Origin of the sequence: Bradyrhizobium jicamae, from assembly GCF_018130215.1 — a bacterium.
Lineage (GTDB): Bacteria > Pseudomonadota > Alphaproteobacteria > Rhizobiales > Xanthobacteraceae > Bradyrhizobium > Bradyrhizobium jicamae_A.
The window spans coordinates 69173-90247 of the sequence record NZ_JAFCKQ010000010.1 but is presented as its reverse complement, the minus strand read 5'-3'; the positions used below and the strand labels follow the sequence as shown (position 1 = coordinate 90247).

20 protein-coding genes are annotated in these 21075 nt (G+C 65.3%); 9 read left to right on the top strand and 11 right to left on the bottom strand.

The annotated features are described in order from the left end of the window. Nucleotides 1–7: 7 nt before the first annotated feature. The 3 genes from iaaH to JQ586_RS14475 all read left to right on the top strand — a co-directional run bounded on the left by iaaH (nt 8) and on the right by JQ586_RS14475 (nt 3755). Nucleotides 8–1438 carry an indoleacetamide hydrolase gene (gene iaaH, locus JQ586_RS14485; RefSeq protein ID WP_212395255.1) on the top strand — a complete coding sequence of 477 codons (1431 nt, stop codon included), beginning with the start codon at nt 8–10 and terminating at the stop codon, nt 1436–1438. Nucleotides 1439–1590: 152 nt separating this feature from the next. Next, nucleotides 1591–2604 (top strand): zinc-binding alcohol dehydrogenase family protein, encoded by a 1014-nt coding sequence (locus JQ586_RS14480; protein WP_212395254.1) that lies wholly within the window; start codon nt 1591–1593, stop codon nt 2602–2604. 95 nt (nt 2605–2699) lie between these two features. Beyond that, complete coding sequence (locus JQ586_RS14475) at nt 2700–3755, top strand: YeeE/YedE family protein (RefSeq protein ID WP_212395253.1); 1056 nt, start codon at nt 2700–2702, stop codon at nt 3753–3755. Nucleotides 3756–3758: 3 nt separating this feature from the next. Here the strand turns inward: JQ586_RS14475 and JQ586_RS14470 are convergent, their stop codons facing one another. Continuing rightward, a complete protein-coding gene (locus JQ586_RS14470; protein ID WP_312016966.1) occupies nt 3759–4658 on the bottom strand; it encodes a DMT family transporter in 900 nt (299 codons plus the stop codon). Nucleotides 4659–4747: 89 nt separating this feature from the next. Here JQ586_RS14470 and JQ586_RS41530 point away from each other — a divergent pair, with 89 nt between their 5' ends. Beyond that, nucleotides 4748–5503 carry an aminotransferase class I/II-fold pyridoxal phosphate-dependent enzyme gene (locus JQ586_RS41530; RefSeq protein ID WP_409410987.1) on the top strand — a complete coding sequence of 252 codons (756 nt, stop codon included), beginning with the start codon at nt 4748–4750 and terminating at the stop codon, nt 5501–5503. Next, entirely contained in the window at nt 5467–6198 is a 732-nt protein-coding gene (locus JQ586_RS41525; protein ID WP_409410986.1) for a PLP-dependent aminotransferase family protein, read from the top strand. The genes JQ586_RS41530 and JQ586_RS41525 overlap by 37 nt, the downstream gene beginning before the upstream one ends. Nucleotides 6199–6201: 3 nt before the next feature. Here the strand turns inward: JQ586_RS41525 and JQ586_RS14460 are convergent, their stop codons facing one another. The 5 genes from JQ586_RS14460 to JQ586_RS14440 all read right to left on the bottom strand — a co-directional run bounded on the left by JQ586_RS14460 (nt 6202) and on the right by JQ586_RS14440 (nt 11039). After that, nucleotides 6202–7419 (bottom strand): bifunctional alpha/beta hydrolase/OsmC family protein, encoded by a 1218-nt coding sequence (locus JQ586_RS14460; protein WP_212395331.1) that lies wholly within the window; start codon nt 7417–7419, stop codon nt 6202–6204. Between the two features lie 24 nt (nt 7420–7443). Beyond that, nucleotides 7444–8109, bottom strand: a complete 666-nt coding sequence (locus JQ586_RS14455; protein WP_212395251.1) for a sulfite oxidase-like oxidoreductase — start codon at nt 8107–8109, stop codon at nt 7444–7446. Nucleotides 8110–8122: 13 nt separating this feature from the next. Then, nucleotides 8123–9445, bottom strand: a complete 1323-nt coding sequence (locus JQ586_RS14450; protein WP_212395250.1) for an MFS transporter — start codon at nt 9443–9445, stop codon at nt 8123–8125. 87 nt (nt 9446–9532) lie between these two features. Continuing rightward, nucleotides 9533–10759: a cytochrome P450 gene (locus JQ586_RS14445; RefSeq protein WP_212395249.1), complete on the bottom strand. Its 1227-nt coding sequence runs from the start codon at nt 10757–10759 to the stop codon at nt 9533–9535. A 73-nt stretch (nt 10760–10832) separates the two neighbouring features. Then, nucleotides 10833–11039, bottom strand: coding sequence for a ferredoxin (locus tag JQ586_RS14440; RefSeq protein WP_212395248.1), 207 nt, complete (start codon nt 11037–11039; stop codon nt 10833–10835). Between the two features lie 175 nt (nt 11040–11214). Between JQ586_RS14440 and JQ586_RS14435 the strand changes: the two genes are divergently transcribed. Beyond that, on the top strand, nt 11215–11847 hold the full coding sequence (locus JQ586_RS14435; RefSeq protein WP_212395247.1) for a TetR/AcrR family transcriptional regulator: 633 nt from the start codon (nt 11215–11217) through the stop codon (nt 11845–11847). 3 nt (nt 11848–11850) lie between these two features. Here JQ586_RS14435 and JQ586_RS14430 read toward each other — a convergent pair whose 3' ends face one another. Continuing rightward, complete coding sequence (locus JQ586_RS14430) at nt 11851–13272, bottom strand: amidase (protein ID WP_212395246.1); 1422 nt, start codon at nt 13270–13272, stop codon at nt 11851–11853. Between the two features lie 206 nt (nt 13273–13478). Beyond that, on the bottom strand, nt 13479–14255 hold the full coding sequence (locus JQ586_RS14425) for an SDR family oxidoreductase (protein ID WP_212395245.1): 777 nt from the start codon (nt 14253–14255) through the stop codon (nt 13479–13481). Between the two features lie 169 nt (nt 14256–14424). Between JQ586_RS14425 and JQ586_RS14420 the strand changes: the two genes are divergently transcribed. Continuing rightward, nucleotides 14425–15504, top strand: coding sequence for a tartrate dehydrogenase (locus tag JQ586_RS14420; RefSeq protein WP_212395244.1), 1080 nt, complete (start codon nt 14425–14427; stop codon nt 15502–15504). A 164-nt stretch (nt 15505–15668) separates the two neighbouring features. Here the strand turns inward: JQ586_RS14420 and JQ586_RS14415 are convergent, their stop codons facing one another. The 3 genes from JQ586_RS14415 to JQ586_RS14405 are packed head-to-tail and all read right to left on the bottom strand — an operon-like array spanning nt 15669 to nt 18803. Continuing rightward, nucleotides 15669–16580, bottom strand: coding sequence for an NAD(P)-dependent oxidoreductase (locus tag JQ586_RS14415; protein ID WP_212395243.1), 912 nt, complete (start codon nt 16578–16580; stop codon nt 15669–15671). Between the two features lie 26 nt (nt 16581–16606). Continuing rightward, nucleotides 16607–17857, bottom strand: a complete 1251-nt coding sequence (locus JQ586_RS14410; RefSeq protein ID WP_212395242.1) for a Zn-dependent hydrolase — start codon at nt 17855–17857, stop codon at nt 16607–16609. A 13-nt stretch (nt 17858–17870) separates the two neighbouring features. Continuing rightward, complete coding sequence (locus JQ586_RS14405) at nt 17871–18803, bottom strand: LysR family transcriptional regulator (RefSeq protein ID WP_212395241.1); 933 nt, start codon at nt 18801–18803, stop codon at nt 17871–17873. A 119-nt stretch (nt 18804–18922) separates the two neighbouring features. Here JQ586_RS14405 and JQ586_RS14400 point away from each other — a divergent pair, with 119 nt between their 5' ends. Together JQ586_RS14400 and JQ586_RS14395 are read left to right on the top strand one after the other, a co-directional pair. Continuing rightward, nucleotides 18923–19738 (top strand): putative hydro-lyase, encoded by an 816-nt coding sequence (locus JQ586_RS14400; RefSeq protein ID WP_212395240.1) that lies wholly within the window; start codon nt 18923–18925, stop codon nt 19736–19738. An 88-nt stretch (nt 19739–19826) separates the two neighbouring features. Further along, complete coding sequence (locus JQ586_RS14395; protein ID WP_212395239.1) at nt 19827–21074, top strand: ABC transporter substrate-binding protein; 1248 nt, start codon at nt 19827–19829, stop codon at nt 21072–21074. Nucleotide 21075 lies beyond the last annotated feature (1 nt).

The window sequence follows — 21075 nt, the reverse complement described above, 5'->3', positions numbered from 1 at the left end:
GGGTTCGATGACAGCCAGCAATGAAGCGACCGCCGCGGAGATCGTGGCTGCGATCCGCGACAGGAAGGTGACGGCGGTCAGCGTCGTCGAGGCCGCGCTCGACCGCGCCGAACGACTCAAGCATCTCAACGCCTTCATCGTCCTGAACCGGGACGGCGCGCTAGCCGCGGCGCGCCAGGTCGATGCCGGTGCGCGAACCGGTGCACTTGCCGGCCTTCCGGTTGTCATCAAGGACAACATCAACACATCGGATATGCCGACCTCCGCCGGTACGCCCGCGCTGCAACACGCCCGCGCGACGCGGAATGCGCCATCGCTGCAAAAGCTGCTCGATGCCGGTGCCGTTGTCATCGGCAAGACCAATCTGCACGAGCTTGCCTTCGGCATCACCAGCACCAATCTTGCGCCGTTTGCCGGTCCTGTGAGGAATCCACACGACACGACCCGGATTCCGGGCGGGTCGTCGGGCGGAACGTCGGCGGCAATCGCTGCGCGCATCGTCACCTGCGGCCTCGGATCCGACACCGGCGGCTCGACCCGGGTGCCCGCGGCACTGACCGGCACTGTCGGCTTGCGGCCATCGGTCGGCAATGGCGGCGCAGATCGGCGCTATCACGACGACAACCATGTGGTTCCGATCAGCCATACCCGCGACACCGTCGGGCCGATGGGTCGCACGGTTGCTGATGTCGCACTGCTCGATTCCGTGATCGCGGGCACGCCGCTCGCCATGGCCATCCCGCTGCGTGGCGTGCGCCTCGGCGTTCCCGCCTGCTTCTGGAGCGGATTGGATCGCGATGTCGAGACGGTCGCCCGCGCGGCCTGCGCCCGGCTCGTGGAGGCCGGCGCGGTTCTGGTCGATGTCGACATGCCCGATCTGTTTGCCCAGAACGAGAAGGTGTCGTTCGTCGTGGCGCTGCATGAGCCGATCGCGGATATCCCGGCCTGGCTCGCCGCCTCCGGGATCGAGGGCATCACCTTGGCCGACATCGCAGCCGGCGTAGCAAGCCCCGATGTCGTCGGCGCGTTCGGCGCCATCACCGCGGATGCCTTCGGCGCCGCCTATGACGACGTGATGGCGGTGCAGCGGCCGGCCCTGCAGGCGATCTACGCGGCGTATTTCCGCGACAACAAGCTCGATGCCATCCTGTTTCCGACCTGCATTGCTCCGGCGCCAGTCATCGACGAGACAAGCGGTTCCGGCGAGATGTCGGTCAACGGTGGCGCGCCGGTCCCGACCTTCGGCACCATGATCCGCAACACCGATCCGGGCAGCAATGCCGGCCTTCCCGGCCTGTCGCTCTACGCCGGCATGACGCCGGATGGACTGCCGGTGGGGCTCGAGATCGATGGCCCCGTGGGGGGCGATGGCAAGTTGCTCGGGCTCGGACTGTCGATCGAGGCGATCCTGGGCGTGGCTCCGCCACCGAAACTCTGACCTGTCGCCGGCACGTCGGCTGCATCGGCCGCGGTCAGCAACAAGCCCCTTGAATTGACCCGTCAGTCGATTAGTCATGACACGAGGCCGCCTGGCGGCAACGAACCGCGCGGGCATTGCGTCGCGCCAAAACGACCAAGACGGGAATGCTCATGCCGCCGGCTCCGCCAACAGATCGTCATCCTGTCGCGGCGCGGCGCGTGCGCTTGCTGGCAAAGGCCGAGACAATTGCCGCGGTCGCGCCGGTCGTCGAGACGCATGCACTGTCGTGCGGGACAAACGATCTCCTGATCGAGGTGAAGGCCGCGGCGGTCAACCCGTCGGACATCAAGGCCGCGACCGGGCTGATGCCCTACGCCGTGTTCCCGCGCACCCCGGGCCGCGACTATGCGGGCGTCGTGATCGACGGCCCCGCGGGCTGGATCGGACGCGAAGTGTTCGGTTCGTCCGGCGATCTCGGTATCCGCCGCGACGGCACCCATGCGACGCATCTCGTTGTCGAGGCCGATGCGGCGGTGGAGAAGCCGTCGGGCATTTCCTGGGAGGAGGCGGCGGGGATTGGCGTGCCCTTCGTCACCGCGATGGAAGGCCTTCGCCGCGCCGGCCTGCCAAAGGCAGGCGAAACGGTGCTGGTGATGGGCGTCAACGGCAAGGTCGGCCAGGCCGCGGTGCAGATCGCGGGCTGGCACGGCGCACGCGTGATGGGTGTGGTGCGCAAGAGCGAGCCCTATGAGGGGCACGGCAATACGCCGGTCGAGGTGATCGATTCGTCCACAACCGACGTCGCCGCGCAGGTGCGCGAGCTGACCGGCGGCAAGGGCGCCGACATCGTCTTCAACACGGTCGGCGATCCCTATTTCCAGGCCGCGCACAAGTCGCTGGCGCTGCGTGGCCGTCAGATCCTGATCGCCGCAGTCGATCGCATCGTGCAGTTCGACATCCTCGAATTCTACCGGGGCCAGCACACCTATGTCGGCATCGATACGCTCGGACTGTCGTCAATCGCGACCGGCGCGGTGCTGCGCGACCTCGCGCCTGGATTCGCCGGCGGGCATCTGAAGCCGTTTCCGATCAGGCCGGGCGCGGTCTTTCCGCTGGAGCGGGCGAGGGACGCGTTCGTCGCGGTCGCCGGCTCGTCGCGCGATCGCGTGATTCTGCGACCATGATTCACCGAAATTGCGAGAACGAAGCGACGAAGCAATCCATTGCGATATGGATTGCTCGGTTCGCGCGCAATGACGAGAACGCTTGAGGACCTCACATGGACTCCGCCACGATAGTCATCCTCTCCGCGCTGATCATCGGCCTGATCTACGGCTCGGTCGGCCTGCTCAGCGGCTTCTGCATGATGAGCGGCCTGCGCGGCTGGTGGGCGGTTGGTGACAGCAGGCTGGTCCGCACCTTTGCGCTCGCGATGGGCGTTGCGATCGCGGCCACGCAGCTGCTCGCGGCCGCGGGCCTCGTCGATCTCGGCAAGTCGATCTACCTGCAGCAGTCGTTCTCGGCGCCGGTGATGTTCCTCGGCGGGCTGATGTTCGGCTACGGCATGGTGCTGTCGAATGGCTGCGGCTCGCGGGCGCTGGTTCTGCTCGGGCGCGGCAATCTCCGCTCCTTTGTGGTCGTGATCGTGCTCGGCATCTTTGCCGAGATGACGCTCAAGGGCCTTATCGCACCGGCGCGGATCGCGATGGTGCAGATTTCGCAGGTTACGACCGCGATCAACTCGGTGCCGGCGCTGCTGGCAAGCGCCGGGCTTGGTACCGTCCCGGCGCGGATGGCTGCGGCTTCGGCGTTCGCGGCGGCGTTGATCGTCTTCGCCCTCGCGCATGCGCCGTTTCGCAAATCCTTCGGTCAGATCGTGGCCGGCCTGATCGTCGGCGTGCTGATCGCTGCGGGGTGGTACGCGACCGGCTACCTCGGCGCCGATGATTTCAATCCAACGCCGGTGACATCGCTCACCTTCGTCGCCCCGATCGCGGATGCATTGCAATATGTCATGCTGTCGACCGGCTCGACGCTCAATTTCGGCATCGTCACGGTGTTCGGCGTGTTCGCGGGCAGCCTGATCACGGCGATCGTCACCGGGCGCTTCCAGCTCGAGGGCTATCAGTCGCCGCGCCACATGCTGCGCTCGGCGAGCGGCGCCGCATTGATGGGGGCAGGCGGCGTGATGGCGTTCGGATGCTCGGTCGGCCAGGGCCTGACCGGATTGTCGACGCTGTCGCTGTCGTCCCTCGTCGCTGTCGCCGGCATCCTGCTCGGTACCGGCGCAGGCCTGCGCGGCGCTCTGCGGGTCAGGCCACTCGCACCGGCCTGAAGGTCAGGCCCCGGAAGGCGCATCCGCGAGCGTGCTCAGCGCTATTCCGCCGACGATCAGGGTTGCGGCAAGGGCCAGCGACGGGTCGATCGGTTCGCCCAGGAGCAGCGCCGCCGTCACGATGCCGACGATCGGCGTCGCCGTGGTGCCGAGCGACGTCGTCAACGCCGGCAGGCTCCTGTTGACGACAGACATCGCCCAATAGGCCAGCGCCGTGCCGATGAAGCCGGAGTAGAGGAACAGCAGCACGAGGTGGGGCGACCATGTCACATCGGGCACGCCTTCCGTGACCAGTGCCGTCGATGTCAGCACCAGCGTCGCGACCAGAACTTGCCATAGCAGAAGTTGCAGCGGCGTCGCGATCCAGCGGTGCGAGCGGATGTAGATGATGTTCGCGGCCCAGCAGATCGCGGCGAGGATGATCATGCCTGCGCCGATCAGGACGTTGGCGTTGGTCCAGTTCAACGAGGCAGGATTGAGGATCACGCACAGCCCGAGCAGCCCTGTCGCGACACCGGCGAGCTTGAGCTTGCCGAGCCGTTCGGTTCTTGCAGCGGCAGCGGCGAGCGCGACCCAGAGCGGCGTGGTGTAGCCGAGCACAACGCCCTTGCTCGCCGGCAGATAGCGCAGGCCGGTGGCAACCAGCGTCGAGAAGAAGGTCATGTGCAGCAGCGCCACGCTCAGGACGACCGGGACATCGGCGATCTCGGGAATGATCAGGTTGCCGCTCGCGCGCAGGATCACCAGCAGGGCGCTCAAGGCAATCCAGCTCCGGATCGCCGCGGTCCACAGCGGTGGCACCGCCTGGACCAGCGATTTCGTCACCGTCCAGTTGATGCCCCAGGCCAGCACTACGACGATGAACAGCGCGGCGGCCTTGGCGGGCGAGAGCGATTGGTTCACGGCGGCATCCTTGCAAGCGGCATCAGCCGTGAATAGGATCGCACTGGCTCTCATGAAAGAGCCACATTGAGAAGATTCATGGTACCAGATTGATCCTTACCGAACTGATCGCGCTGGAGCGGACGGATGACGCGGGGCTGGTTGCGCAACTGACCCATCAGCTCCGCGACCTGATCTCCGGCGGGCGCCTCCGCAGCGGCACCGTTCTGCCATCGAGCCGTCAGCTCGCGGCCGGGCTCGCCGTGTCGCGCAACACCGTCACCCATGCCTTTGAGCAGCTGGCGGCGGAAGGCTATCTGCATGTCGCCCCGCGGCGGCGGCCGGTGGTGACTGATGACATCGAGGAGCGCTTCGCGAGGGCCGAGCCCATGCCGAAGCGCGAGGCCTCGCGCAAGCCGCTATTGTCGCCCTGGGCGCTGCAGCTCAAGGATGTGGACTGGCCGCTGTCGTATCAGGCGGATTTCCGGCCACTGCGTCCGGGGCTGGCGGATGCGCGCGAGTTTCCACACGAGATCTGGGCGCGTTGCCTGCGGCGCAGCGCGCTGCGCCGCCGCTTCAACGACCAGACGCTGATCAACCGGCAAGGCCTGCGGGAAGCGTTGCGCGACTACCTCGAGGTCAACAGGGGCGTGCGCGCCGAGGCGGACCAGATCCTGATCCTGCCGACGGCGCAGGCCGCGCTCACATTGGTCGCGGCAACGACGATCGTGCCTGGCGATACCGTGTGGACCGAGGATCCCGGATATCCCGGCGCGGCCGCGGCGTTTCGTGCCGCAGGCGCCGACGTCCGCGGCATCCGGCTGGACCGATGGGGAATGACGCGCGCGCGCGGGTGCCGAAGCTGATCTTCACGACGCCCTCGCACCAGCATCCAACCGGCCGGGTGATGCCGGTGGCGCGTCGCACCGAATTGCTGGCCGTCGCCGAACCCGGCAGGACCTGGATCGTCGAGGACGACTATGACGGCGAATTCCACTATGACAGCCGGCCGATGCCGGCGCTGCAGGGCCTCGATCGCGAGGGGCGCGCGCTTTATGTCGGCACCTTTGCCAAGGCGATGACTTCAGATATCCGCATCGGCTATCTCGTCGTGCCGCCGCAGCTTTCGAAGACGATGGAAATTGCGCAGCGGCATCTCGGGCTGATCGCATCCGTCCATGTCCAGGAGGCGTTGGCCGATTTTATCTCCGGCGGGCATTTCCTCGCGCATATCAGGCGAATGCGGCGCATCTACCGCTCACGCCGCGATCATCTGGCAGGTAGCCTGCAGCGGCAGCTCGGCGAGGTCCTCGCGGCCGAGGTCCCGCCCGGCGGCATGCAATTGATCGCGAGATTCAGCCGTGGCGCCAACGACCGGAGCATCGCCGAGCGCCTGGTTGCGGCCGGCGTCGAGCTGCGCGCGCTGTCGAGCCTTGCGCTTGAGCGGCCGCGCGACAGCGGCCTGCTGCTCGGCTTCGCGGCGTGGCGCGAAAGCGAGATCAGCGCGGCGGTCCGGATCATGGCGAACGTGCTGGCCGGCAAGCGTGCGGCCAGAGCCTAGTCGCTACTCCGCGGCCTTGGTGACGATCCGTACCTCCGAGGTCAGCGTGCGATGCACCGGACACTTGTCGGCAATCTCCATCAGCCGCTGGCGCTGATCGGCGTCGAGCGCGCCTTCGATCCGGATGACGCGGTCGATCTGGTCGAGCATGCCGTCGCGCGTCTCGCACTCCGCGCAGTCTTTCGCATGGATCTTGCTGTGCTGGAGCGTCACGGTGATGCGATCGACCGGCAGCTGCTTGCGGTCGGCATACATGCGCATGGTCATCGAGGTACAGGCGCCGAGACCTGTGAGCAGGAAATCGTAGGGCCCGGGTCCGGTGTCGTCGCCACCGACGGCGACCGGCTCGTCGGCCAGCATGCGGTGCGGGCCGGTGGTGACGATCTGCTGGAACTTGCCGGCGCGGGTCTCCTGCACCACGACGTTGCGCGGCCCGCTGGCCGCTTCAGTGGAAGGGGCGGCGAGATCGACATAGCGTTCGGCCCAGGCACCGATCACGTCGGCGACATAGGCGGCATCCTGTTTCCCGCTCAAGAGATGATCTGCGCCATTGAGCGACACGAAGCTCTTGGGATGCCTTGCCGCGACGAAGATGTTCGTCGCATTGTCGATGCCGACGGTGTCGTCGGTCGGCGAGTGCATGACGAGGAGCGCCTTGTGCAGCGCCTTCACCTGCGCCATCAGGTTCTGCTCGGCGACGTCGTCGAGGAATTCGCGCTTGATGCGGAACGGGCGGCCGGCGAGCGAGACCACTCCTTCGCCCTGCGTGCGGATGTCCTCGACCCGGTCCTTGAAGAAATGCGTAACATGGGCGGGATCGGAGGGGGCAGCGATGGTGACGACGGCTTTCGCCTCGGGAATCCGCCCGGCAGCCGCGAGGATCGCGGCGCCGCCCAGGCTGTGCCCGATCAGGATTGCCGGTGCCTTGCGCGTCTCGCGCAGATGATCGGCGGCGCGGACGAGATCGGCGACGTTCGACGAGAAGGTCGAGTTGGCGAAATCGCCCTCGCTGGAACCGAGGCCGGTGAAGTCGAAGCGCAGCGTTGCGATGCCCTTGCCCGCAAGCGCGACCGCGATGCGTTTTGCGGCCAGCACGTCCTTGCCGCAGGTGAAGCAATGGGCGAACAGCGCAAAGGCCTTGACCGGGCCGTCGGGCGTATCGAGCGCTGCGGCAAGCTGATGGCCGCCTTCACCCGTGAATTCAAAGCGTTCGTGCGGCACGGCGGGCTCCATCATGGTTGGTGATCAGTCGCCAGAATAACGCTGTTCAGCCCAGGGATCACCGCGGTTGTGATAGCCGCGCACCTCCCAGAAGCCCGGCGCATCCTGATTAAGGAATTCGATCCGCTGCAGCCATTTGGCGCTCTTCCAGAAATAGAGATGCGGCACCACGAGCCGGACCGGGCCGCCATGCTCCTGCTCCAGCGGCTGCCCGGACCAGCTATGGGCCAGCAGGGCGTCCTCGGCGGCGAAATCCTCGAGCGACAGGTTTGTCGTGTAGCCGTCATGGGAATGCAGCACGACGAAGCGCGCGTCCTCGCGCGGCCGGCAGGCGGCGAGCAGGTCGCGCGTGGCGAGCCCGTTCCATTGATTGTCGTAGCGCGACCACGTCGTGACGCAATGGATGTCGGAGACGAACTGCGTCTGCGGCTGCGCCAGGAACTGCTCGAAAGTCCAGAAGATCGGCTGGTCGACCGCGCCGTAGACGTCGAGCCGCCAGCGCTCGCGCGAGATATTGGGCGATTGCCCGAGGTCGAGCACCGGCCAGTCCCGCGTCAGGTGCTGGCCCGGGGGCAGGCGCTGCGCCTCGGGTCGCACCACCTTGCCGGTGAGGAATTTGCCCTCGCGCGCCCAGCGCTGCTTGCTGCGGGTCAGTTTGTTGTCGGTCGGGGGCTGGGATTCGTCGGTCATCGGGCTTCGACCGTCACTCGTGGCGATGCATTGCGGAGTCGTGCTTGGTGTCGCGCATGGTCGAGTAGATCAGCAGCGACAGGAAGATCATGCCGCTGAGATAGTAGTAGAACCAGTCTTCGTGCCCGCTGCTCTTGAAATAGAGTGCGACGGCCGGTGCGGTGCCGCCGAAGATCGAAACGGTGATGGCGTAGGGCAGCCCGACGCCGAGCGCGCGGACATTGGTCGGGAACAGCTCGGCCTTCACGATGGCGTTGATCGAGGTGTAGCCGGCGACGAAGATCCAGGCGGCGCAGATCAAAAGGAAGGCGGTGAAGGGTGATTTGGTGTCCTTCAGCGCGGTCAGGATCGGAATCGTAGCAATCGTGCCGGCGATGCCGAAGAAGATCAGCAGCGGCTTGCGGCCGATTCTATCGGAGATCGCACCGTAGAGCGGCTGCAGGATGGTGGCGAAGATCAGCGAGCCGAAGATCACGAAGGTGGTCTGGTCCTCGGTCAGCCCGACCGAGAGCTTGACGAAGGTCTGCATGTAGGTGGTGAAGGTGTAGAACGCCGCGGTGCCTCCCGCGGTGAGGCCGACCACGAGCAGCAACTCGCGCGGATAGTTCAAGAGGCCGACGATCGACCCGGTCGGCTTCGAGACCTTCTTGGCCTCGACGAAGGCCTCGGTCTCGTGCAGGCCGCGGCGCATCACCGCTGCGATGATGGCGAGGGCGGCGCCGATCACGAACGGAATCCGCCAGCCCCAGGCCTTCAGCTCGTCCGGGGTCAGGAACACCTTTTGCAGCAACAGCAGCACGATGATCGCGGTGAGCTGGCCACCGATCAGCGTGACATACTGGAAGCTCGAATAGAAGCCGCGGTGTTTTGCATCGGCGACCTCGCTGAGATAGGTGGCGCTGGCGCCATATTCGCCGCCGAGGCTGAGCCCCTCGATGACACGCGCCAGGGCCAGGATCGCCGGCGCGGCGAAGCCGATCGTGGCGTAGGTCGGCGTCACCGCAATGATCAGCGAGCCGAAGCACATGCAGACCACCGACAGGGTCAGCGACAGCCGGCGGCCGTAGCGGTCGGCGATGAAGCCGAACAGCCAGCCGCCGAGCGGACGCATCAGGAAGGTCGCGGCGAACAGCACGGCGGCGTTGAACTGCTGCACCACCGGGTCGCTGTTGGGGAAGAAAGCCGGCGCGAAATACAGCGCGAACGCCGTATAGGCGTAGAAATCATACCATTCGACGAGATTGCCGACGGAGCCGATGAAGATCGCCTTCACCCGCCGCTCGACGTCGTGGATGTCGAGACGGTCGCTCACGGGCTGAGCGGTTTGATCGGTCATGTCGGTAACCTCCCCCGGATCCGTTTGTTCGATTCCGGGGGCAAGCTACCTCATTTGGGGGACGCGATGTAACTGCTTCCCCATGCCTCAGGCGGTCCTGCCGAACAGCACCGGCAGTTGACGCGGGCCGCGGACCGTACCTTCCGACCAGGTGACCTTGCCGGTCGGGTCGAGGCGGAAGTCCGGAATCCGCTTCAGCCACTCCTCGACGGCGACCGTCATCTCCATCCGCGCCAGGTTGGAACCGACGCAGCGATGGATGCCGAGGCCGAAGGCGGCGTGGCGATTCTCCTTGCGGTCGATCACCACCTTGTCGGCGTCGGGGAACATGGCGGGATCGCGGTTGGCGGCCGGGAACGACAGCAGCACCATGTTGCCCGACTTGACCGGGCAGCCGGAGATGGTGGTCTCCTTCATCACCTCGCGCGCCATCGTCACCGGCGAATAGGCGCGCAGGAATTCCTCGATCGCGGTCGGGATCAATGCGGGCTCCGCGATCAGGCGCTCGCGGTCCGCCGGCGTCCGGGCGAGGTGCCAGAGCGAGGACCCGATCGCGCTCCAGGTGGTATCGATGCCGGCAATCAGCAGCAGCCGCAGCGAGCCCAGCACGTGTTCGTCGGAAAGCGGCTGGCCGTCGGGCCCCTTCGCCAACATCAGTTGCGAGATCAAATCGTCACCCGGCTGGTGCTTGCGCTGCTCGAGATGGGACACGAAATAGCCGGTCATCTCCCGTACGCCGCTCATAAGCTCGTTGTCGTCCTTGATGCCGAGCTCGAGGATCTGGTGGATCCACTTGATGAAGAGGTCGCCGTCCTTCTCGGGAATCCCGAGCATGTGGGCGATGGCGCGCACCGGGATGTGCTTGGTGTAGCGGGCGGCAGCGTCGCATTGGCCGTCGGCGATGAATTTATCGATCAGCTCGTTGCAGATCGCGCGCACCCGCGGCTCAAGCTTCTTCATCGCGTCGGGCGTGAACGGCGGCAGCAACAGCTGCTTGGCGGGTTTGTGCTCCGGCGGATCGGAGGTGATCGGCGGCGCCCTTGCGGTGATGTCGGGACGTACGTCGCGCACGATGACGCGACGCGAGGAGAAATGCTCGGTGTCGTAGGCAATTTCCTTCACCGCCTGGTAGGTGGTCGGCATGTAGCAGCCGAGAAAGCGCTCGGTATGCACCACGGGCGAGGCCGCGCGCAGCTCCTCCCAGATCGGGAACGGATTTTCCGTCCAGGTCGGATCGGTATGGTCGAAATCGTTGACCCAGTCGGTGACCGGGGGGTGTTCGGGCAGAAAGCTTGCGGACGGGGAATCGGACATCAGCTCGTTTCCTTCTCGTTCGTTCAAACACTGGTCAGCCAAATGGGAAAGCCGCAGGGCCTCCCGGTAGCGGCTATTCCTCGGTGACTTCGATTGCGATTTCCGGACAGTTGGTCTGTGCGAGCCACGCCTTGTCCTCGAGGCCATCAGGGACGGTCCCGTCGCCGATCTCATGCGCATTGCCGTAGTCGTCGAGCTCGAACAGCTCCGGGGCGAGTGATTTGCAGCGGGCGTGACCCTGGCACTTGTCCTGGTCGACGCGGATCTTGAGCTTGGACATGCAAACCCTCTCCCTCGGCTCTCGCGCGCAACGGGGCGCGCTGGGTTCCTCGTGGTCTATACGCAAGTTCTAGCTTGCTTGGGCGTCCGGCCTCTTAACCCGATCGCCAAGTTATAGTATATTACATTATCGTTGCGCTTGCGCGTCAAGCGAAAATTCAGTGATGTCGTCAGCGATGGGACAAATCGTTCGCAAGCCGTTCAAGACCTACCACCATGGCGATCTGCGTGACGCCCTGATCCAGGCTGCCTTGCAGGAGGTCGAACTGGGCGGGCCGGAAGCGATCAGCATCAAGGCGCTGGCCAAGAAGCTCGGCGTCTCGCAGCCGGCGCCGTACCGGCATTTTGCCGACCGCGACGCGCTGCTGGAGGCGGTTACCGCCGAAGCGTTCCGGCAATTCAACGTGATCATGCGCGAGGCCATCGACAGGCCTGGCATGCAGTCGAAGCTGTCGCGCTTCGCGCAGGCCGCGCTCGCCTTCGGACTGGAGCGCCACGGCATCTACCGGTTGATGTTCGCCTCGCGCACCATGGCCTGTGCGCCAAAGGGCAGCGAACTGCACACCGCCGCGATGGAAACGCTCGCCCTGCTGATCGAGTCGTTCGAGGCGCCGGCGGTCGGCCTGCTGCGCGAGCGGCAGGCGCTGAAGATCTGGGCCGGGCTGCACGGCATCGTGATGCTCGCGGAGCAGGGGCTGCTCACCGGCGAGGCCGCCCATATCAGCCGCGAGGAACTCATGGACGAGATCGTCGAGCAGACCAAGCTGGCGCTCACCATCGCGTTGAAGGCGACCGGGGAGAAGGCCTAAGCCCTACTTCGGCAGCCGCGGATCTATCGGCGTGGTATCGCGAACGCCCAGAATATCCTCCAGCACTTTCGCGCCGGCCAGGAGTTGGGCTTCGGCGCGCGGTTTTGCCACCATTTGCAAACCGACTGGAAGTCCCGTTGCGGTGAAGCCGCAGGGCAGCGAGAGCGCCGGGCAGCACGCCAGCGTGATCGCATAGACGATGCCGAGCCACTCGACATAGTTGTCGAATTTCTTGCCGCCGCACTCGGCGACGTAGCGGTTCTCGACCGGGAACGGCGCGACGATGGTCGTCGGCGCCAGCAAGAGATCGTACGTGTCGAAGAAATCGAGCGTGCGCGCGGTCATCGCCACGCGCTGCGCCTCGGCACGCTCGAGCTTTTCGACCGTGAGCTTGAGGCCCTCCTCGATGTTCCAGATCACCTCCGGCTTGAGCATGTCGCGCTTGGTGCGCAGCAGCTCTGCCTTGCTGATCGCGAAATCGAACGCGCGCAGCACATGGAAGCATTCATGGGCCTCGCGCAGGTCGGGATGGGCCTCCTCGACGATCGCGCCTAGCTCGGCAAAGCGCTCCGCCGCCTTGCGGGTGATGGCCTTGACCTCGGGATCGACTGGCGTGATGCCGAGGTCGGGCGAGTAGGCGATCCGCTTCGGTCTCCTGCCCGAACGCGCCGCCGACAGGAACGAGGTCGGCAGCACCGGCAGCGACAGCGGGTCGGCGGCGTGCTCGCCGCTCATGGCATCGAGCAGCAGCGCGAGGTCCTCGACATTGCGAGCCATCGGTCCCTGCACGCCGAGCGTTCGGTTGACGCCGAATTTCGGCGTATGCGCGACGCGGCCGATGCTCGGCCGCAGGCCCACGACCCCGCAGAAGCTCGCGGGATTGCGCAAGCTGCCGCCCATGTCCGAGCCGTGTGCAAGCCACGCCGTGCCGCTGGCCAGCGCCGCGGCGGCGCCGCCCGACGAGCCGGCCGCCGAGCGTGAAGTGTCCCACGGATTGCGCGTCGGACCGAATACCTCGTTGAACGTGTTGGCGCCGGCGCCGAATTCCGGTGTGTTCGACTTGGCGTAGACCACCCCGCCATTTTCCTCGAGGCGTTCGACCAGGATGTCGGACTTCGCCGGGATGTTGTCCTTGAAGATCGGCGAGCCCTGCGTGGTCAGCACGCCCCGGACGTTGGTGAGGTCCTTGATCGGAACGGGAAGGCCCGCGAGCAGGCCCCGCTCGGCCGCAGGCTTCTGCATCAAGACCTTAGCGTGGCTGCGGGCGCGATCGAAGCACAATGTCGGCAGCGCATTGACCTTGCCATCCACCTCGGCGATGCGCTGCTCGAGCACGTCGAGAAGGTCGAGCGGCGTGACGTCGCCGGACTTCAACTTGCCGACGACGGCGCAGGCCGTTTCACGTACCAAACCCTGATCTGCCATGCGCTTGTCTCCGTTCGTTCCGCATCTTCAGTTGTTGTTGCAGCAAAGCAATTTGTAGGGAAGCGGAAATCGCCTTTTCCCCGTCATTGCGAGGAGCTCGCGACAAAATTGCAAAGCAATTTTGCGCTGAAGCGACGAAGCAATCCACGCCTCGGCAAGTGGTGAATTGATTGTTTCGCTTCGCTCGCAATGACGGGGAGGGGCGCCTATCCCCACCCCGAGGTCAGCCCGCCGTCCACCGTGTAGATCACGCCCGACGTATAACCCGCGCGATCGGACGCCAAAAACGCCATCAGGTCACCGATCTCGCGTGCATGCGCGGGACGGCCGCGCGGCAGGCCTTTCTGGAACTCCGTGTAGCGGCTCTCGTCGCCGAACTGGTGTTTGGCACGGGTCTTTAGCAGCGTGACGTGGCGATCGGTGCCGACAGGGCCGGGATTGATGCCGACGACACGGATATTGTCGGCGAGACTCCTGCCGCCGAGCGAGCGGGTGAAGGCCATCAAGGCGGCGTTGCCGGCGCTGCCGCAGATGTAGTTGGCGTCGTATTTCTCGCCGCCCGCGCCGATGTCGTTGACGATCACGCCCCCCCCACGCGTCTTCATCCGGGCGTAGACATGGCGCGTCAGGTTGATGTAGCCGAACACCTTCAGCTCCCAGGCGTGGCGCCAGGTCGCCTCGTCGATCTTGTCGATCGAGCCGCCCGGGATATCTCCGGCATTGTTGACGAGGATGTCGATGTCGGTGGCCTCGTTGGCGAGCCGCGCGAGGTCGTCCGGCTTGCGCAAATCGACCACGCTCGTCGCGGCATCGATCTGGTGGGCGGCGCGCAGCCGGTCGGCGACCGCCTTGAGCTGCTCGCCGTTGCGGGCGGCCAGCAGCAGGTGGGCGCCCTCCTCGGCAAAGGCTTCGGCGGCAGCCGCGCCAATGCCCTTGGAGGCGCCGGTGATCAGGACACGCTTGCCGCGCAGATGCAGATCCATGGGATGTCTCGCTTGTGAAAAAGGAACGGATGTCGGCGAATTTGTTGGAGCAGGGTCGCGCTGCGGTCAACACTGCACTGCAGCGTTGCGCTCGTGCGAAGTTTGGTCCATTGCAGGGCGATCAGAATAGGCGGCATCGTCGGCCGGGCAAATCACAAGGGTGTTCTCGATGAGCAGCGCAAAGAAGCAGTATCGGATCGCGGTCATTCCCGGCGACGGCATCGGCAAGGAAGTGATGCCGGAGGGCCTGCGCGTCATCGAGGCGGCGGCGAAGAAGCACGGCGTCGCGGTGCAGTTCGACCATTTCGACTTCGCCTCCTACGACTACTACGAGAAGCACGGCGAGATGATGCCGGCCGACTGGAAGGACAAGATCGGCAAGCACGATGCGATCTATTTCGGCGCAGTCGGTTGGCCCGCCAAGATCCCGGATCACATCTCCCTGTGGGGCTCGCTGATCAAGTTCCGCCGCGAATTCGACCAGTACGTCAACCTGCGCCCGGTGCGGCTGATGCCTGGCGTGCCGTCACCGCTGGCGAACCGCAAGCCCGGCGATATCGATTTCTGGGTGGTGCGCGAGAACACCGAAGGCGAATATTCATCAGTCGGCGGCCGCATGTTCCCGGACACCGACCGCGAATTCGTGACGCAGCAGACGGTGATGACGCGGACCGGTGTCGATCGCATCCTGAAATTCGCGTTCGAGCTCGCCCAGTCGCGACCGAAAAAGCACCTGACCTCGGCAACCAAGTCGAACGGCATCTCCATCACCATGCCCTATTGGGACGAGCGTGTGGAGGCCATGGCCCGGAAATATCCGAAAGTGAAGTGGGACAAGTACCACATCGATATCCTGACCGCGAACTTCGTGCTGCATCCGGACTGGTTCGATGTCGTAGTCGGCTCCAATTTGTTCGGGGACATCCTCTCCGACCTTGGCCCTGCCTGCACCGGCACGATCGGCATCGCTCCGTCGGGCAACATCAATCCGGAGGGGGATTTCCCCTCGGTGTTCGAGCCGGTGCACGGCTCGGCGCCCGACATCGCGGGCCAGGGCATCGCCAATCCGATCGGCATGATCTGGTCAGGCGCGATGATGCTGGAGCATCTCGGCGAGAAGCAGGTCGCGGATGCCATCGTCGGCGCGATCGAGCGCACACTTGCCGAACGCACGCTGCGCACGCGCGATCTCGGCGGCAATGCCGACACGACGGCGTGCGGCAAGGCGGTGGCGGAGATGGTGGATTAGGTCACGCGGTCAACCAAGGTGTCGTCCTGGCGAAGGCCAGGACCCATTACGCCGGGATTTGGCTGTGGCGACGCGCTTGGGCCACGGCCTGCCCAAAACATGCTGCGACGGCAATGGGTCCTGGATCGACGCTCGTTGTGCTCGCTTGTCCAGGACGATGCCGTTTATCCTCTTACTATCCGCCGGCAATGCTCCCATGCGGCATGGATCAAATTTTCGCTCGCTTCCGGCGTGCGGAAGGCGGAATGCGCCGACAGCGTCACGTTCGGGATCTCTGTCAGCGGATGATCCTGCGGCAGCGGCTCGACGTTGAACACGTCGAGGCCGGCATGGCGGATGTGGCCGGATTTCAGCGCGTCGATCATCGCCTCTTCGTCTATGATAGCGGCACGCGCGGTGTTGACGAGGATCACGCCGCTTTTCATCTTCGCGATCTTCTCGCGTGTGATCATGCCGCGGGTCTCGTCGTTCAGCAGCAAATGGATCGAGACCACGTCGCTCTTCGAAAGCGCCGTGTCCAGGTCGACAAACTCGACGCCAGCAGAACTCTTCGGCGACCGGTTCCAGGCGATCACCTTCATGCCGCTGCCGAGCGCGATGCGGGCGACCTCGGCGGCAATGCCGCCGAACCCGACCAGCCCCAGCGTCTTGCCGGTGAGCTGCATGCCGTCCTCGCGCAGCCAGTTGCCGGCGCGCATCTCGCGGTCCATCTGCGCAATCACGCGCGCAGAGGCCCACATCAGCGCGATGGCGGATTCCGCCACCGCGGTGTCGCCATAGCCCTTGATCAGATGCACGGAGATGCCGAGCCCGGCGAGTTCTTCCGGGTTCATGTAGCTGCGCGCGCCGGTGCCGAGGAACACGACGTGCTTGAGGCCGGCACATCGCTTCGCGACCTCGGTCGGCAATGCGGTGTGATCGACCACCGCGATCTCGGCGCCGTCGAGGACGGTCGGGTAGTCCTCGGGAGCGATGTCGGGATTGCGGTTGATCCGCATCGCGGGATCGCCTGGTTTCTCCAGCCGCTCGGCGATGACAGCAAGCGATTCGTTGGCGTCGACAAACACTGCGCGCACGAAAACCTCCGCTGAAGCAGGAATGATCAGGACGCGACGCCGGCGAGCGCCAGCACCGTGTGCAGCAGCACGTTGGCGCCGGCGGCGCAATCGGCTTGCGTGGCGTCCTCCAACTCGTTGTGGCTGACGCCGTCCTTGCAGGGCACGAACACCATCGCCGCCGGCATCACGGTGTTGAGGTTGCAGGCGTCGTGGCCGGCCCCGGAGGTGATGCGGCGGTGCGAGTAGCCGAGCTGCGTGGCGGCGTTCTCCACCGCATCGACCAGCTTGGGATCGAAATGCGTCGGCGCCTTGCGCCAGACGAGATCGAGCTGGACCTCGACCTTGCGGCGCGCCGCGATTTCGGCAACCGCTGCGCGGAGGTCGCGGTCGAGCGCGTCCATGATCGCGGCGTCGGCGCTGCGGCAGTCCACCGTGAAGGCGATCTCGCCGGGGATGACGTTGCGCGAGGGCTTTGCGATCACGGCCTCGCCGATCGTGCCGACCGCCTTCGGTCCGTGCTTCTTCGCGATGCTTTCCATCGCCAGCACGATCTCCGACAGCGTCGCCAACGCGTCGCGCCGCAGCGGCATCGGCGTCGATCCGGCGTGGCTCTCGAAACCGGTGATCCTGCCGTCGTACCACAGCACGCCCTGGCCGGAATCGACCACGCCGATGGTCTTGCCCTCCGCTTCAAGGATCGGTCCCTGCTCGATATGCAGCTCGACGAAGCCGGAGAATTTCTGCCTGCCGACCGGCGCATCGCCGCGATAGCCGATGCCGTCGAGCGCCTGCGCCACCGTCACGCCCTCGGCGTCCCTGCGCGACAGAATGTCGTCGGTGGTGAAGTCGCCGACATAGGCCGCGGAGGCCATCATCGCCGGCGCGAAGCGCGAGCCTTCCTCGTTGGTCCAGTTGCAGATGCAGATCGGCAGCTCGGTCTCGATGCCGGCGCCGTTGAGCGTGCGGACCAGCTCGAGCCCGGCCAGCGTGCCGAGGATGCCGTCATACTTGCCGCCGGTCGGCTGGGTGTCGAGATGCGAGCCGACGCCGATCGGCGCTTTCGACATATCCCGTCCTTTCCTCAACCCGAACATCGAACCCAGCGCGTCGACGTGAACGTCGAGGCCGGCCTCCTCGCAGGCCCTGCGGAACCAGTCGCGCACCTGCTTGTCCTCGGTGCTCAGCGTCAGCCGTCGCACACCGCCCTTGGGCGTCGCACCGAATTTCGCGGTTTCGTGAATGGTGTCCCACAGGCGGGCGGAATCGATCTGCAGATTGGTTACGGCTCGGCTCATGCGGCTCTTCCCTTCATGCGACCGGTTTTTCTTGACGTGTCGCCGCCGTGGCGTCAACCGCGATGCTCTGCTGCGCGATTTGCCCGGCGAGATGTGCAACACGCTCGATCGCGACGGCGTCGGGAGATGCGAGCCAGCTCGCGCCGAAGGTGAGGGGCGGCAGTTTGAAGTCGGTGTCGAGCAGTTGCAGCCGCCCGTCAGCGAGTTCGTTCTCCACGATCGCGGACGGGATCACCGCGATGCCCAGCCCCTCATTGGCCATGTGGACGACGGTGCCGAGCGAGGCGCTGGCGTGCAGGCGGATGGGCGGCAGGTCCGGCCGGTTGAACAGCGCGCGGACGGTCTCGTAGGGCTGGGTCTTGCGTGGAAAGGTGATGATCGGAAACCGCGCGAGATCCTGCCGCGCCACGGGGCCATTGCCGAGGCCGAGCGCGGGGCTGGCCAGAAAGCCGATCGGGTAGTCGCAGAGCACGCGGTTGCGTACGCCGGAGCCTGACAGCGGTCCGAGCACGAAGGCGAGCTCGATCTCCTGCGCGAGCAGCCGCGCGGAGAGATTGGGCGTGATGTCGACCTCGATCTCCAGCGACAGGTTCGGGTAGATCTCGTTGACGCTCTTGACCAGCCGCGGCAGCCAGGTGTGCACGATGGTCTCGGCGACGCCGAGCCGCAGCGCGCCACGCATCGCCGAGCGGTCACCGACCTCGGCCATCATCTCGGAACGCAGCCCGATCAGCTTCTCGGCATAGACCATCATCTGTCGGCCGCTGGGCGTCGGCGAGGCCACGCGATGGTCGCGGTTGAGCAGCTTGACACCCATCTCGCGCTCGAGCTGGGCAATGCGCTGGGAGATCGCCGGCTGGGTGGTGTTGAGCCGATGGGCAGCGCCGCGGAAGCTGCCGAGCTTGACGACCCACAGGAAGGTCTCGATCGAGCGGAAGTCCGTCATGGAAAGCGTGTTCCCATCGATAAAATGTATTTATCGATTTTGATTAGAAAGGACGATTAGACATTATATCACGCTTGGTGTTGGCTTGTCCCTGTCGAGATTATGGGCAGGAGGCTCCCATGACTGTTTTTGCGGCAGTGCAGCGAACCGAGGGAGAAGCGGTGCTTCCGAGCGTCGAGGCGCGGCGGGCCTGCCGCAACGGAATGGCGTCCTCCACGGCGGGCGTCGCCAACGGCTTCGTCCAGGGCAACCTCGCGATCCTGCCGGAGAAGCTCGCCGGCGCCTTCCACCGCTTCTGTCAGCTCAACCCGAAGCCGTGCCCGATCATCGGCATGTCAGATGTCGGCGATCCCAGGATCCCGGCGCTCGGTCTCGATCTCGACATCCGCACCGACGTGCCGCGCTATCGGGTCTGGCGCGACGGCGAGGTGACGGATGAGCCGACCGACATCATGAACCATTGGCGCGACGACCTCGTCACCTTCGTGCTCGGCTGCTCGTTTTCATTCGAGGAAGCGCTGCTCGACGAAGGGCTGCCGATCCGTCACATCGAACACAATGTGCGAGTGCCGATGTACCGCACCAACATCGCGTGCAGCCCGTCGGGTCCGTTCGAGGGACCGATGGTGGTGTCGATGCGTCCATTCAAGCCGGCCGATGCGATTCGCGCGGTGCAGATCACTTCGCGCTTTCCATCGGTGCACGGCGCGCCGGTTCATCTCGGCCATCCGCATTCGATCGGCATCAAGGATGTCGCAAAGCCCGACTACGGCGATCCCGTGCCGGTCGCCGACGACGAGATCCCGGTGTTCTGGGCCTGCGGCGTCACACCGCAAGCCGTCATCGCCAACGCAAAACTGCCGTTCGCGATCACGCACGCGCCGGGCCTGATGCTCGTCACCGATCTCAGAAACCGGCAGCTCGCTGTGCTCTGAATAGGCAATTCGTGCAATTCATTGAGGCTTTACTGCGCGCTACAAGCGCCGCATCGATGAAAACAATCCGACGATAGGGGAACCTGGAATGACGATCTCTCGCCGCAACGTATTGCTTGGTGCCACCGCTGCCGCGGCATTCGGTCCGATGACCGCACGTGCGCAGACCAATGAGGTGGCGATCGGCGTGATCTATCCGCTGTCGGGCTCCAGCGCACAGATCGGCGTCGACGCGCAGCGCGCGTTCGAGACCGCGGCCGACATCATCAACAAGAACTACGACTTCGCACTGCCACTGGCGAAGGGCGAGGGCCTGCCGGGTCTCGGTGGCGCCAAGGTCCGCCTCGTGTTCGCCGACCACCAGGCCGACCCGCAGAAGGGGCGCGCCGAGGCCGAGCGCCTGATCACCCAGGAGAAGGTGTGTGCCGTGATCGGCACCTATCAGAGCGCGGTCGCCGTCACCGTCAGCCAGATCTGCGAGCGCTATCAGATCCCGTTCATCTCGGCCGACAACTCCTCGCCGAGCCTGCATCGCCGCGGCCTGAAGTTCTATTTCCGTGCAGCACCGCATGACGAGATGTTCTCGACCGCGATGTTCGACTTCTTCGACGCGATGAAGAAGAAGGGGCAGAAGATCGAGACGCTGGCCCTGTTCCACGAGGACACCATCTTCGGCACCGATTCGGCAAACGCGCAGCTTAAGCTTGCCTCCGAGCGCGGCTACAAGGTGGTAACCGACATCAAGTATCGCGCCAACTCGCCGTCGCTGACCGCCGAGGTGCAGCAGATCAAGGCCGCCAATGCCGACGTGCTGATGCCGTCGAGCTACACCACCGACGCGATCCTGCTTGTCAAGACCATGGCAGAGCTCGGCTACAAGCCGAAGAACATCGTGGCGCAGGATGCCGGCTTCTCGGAAAAGGCGACGTACGACGCGGTCGGCGACAAGCTCGAGGGCGTGATCTCGCGCGGCAGCTTCTCGCTCGATCTGGCGCAGAAACGGCCGATGGTCGGTCTCATCAACGAGATGTACCGTGCCAAGTCCGGCAAGGACTTCAACGACTACTCGTCGCGCCAGTTCATGGGCCTGATCGTGATGGCCGACGCCATCAACCGCGCCAAATCAACCGACGGCGACAAGATTCGCGAGGCGCTGGTCGCGACCGACATGCCGGGCGACGTCACCATCATGCCGTGGCGGCGCGTCAAGTTCGACGAGATGGGGCAGAACAACTTCGCCGATCCGGTGCTGCTGCAATATGCCGCGAAGAACTTCGTGACGATCTTCCCGGAACAGGCCGCCGTTTCCGAGGCGATCTGGCCGATGAACAGCTGAT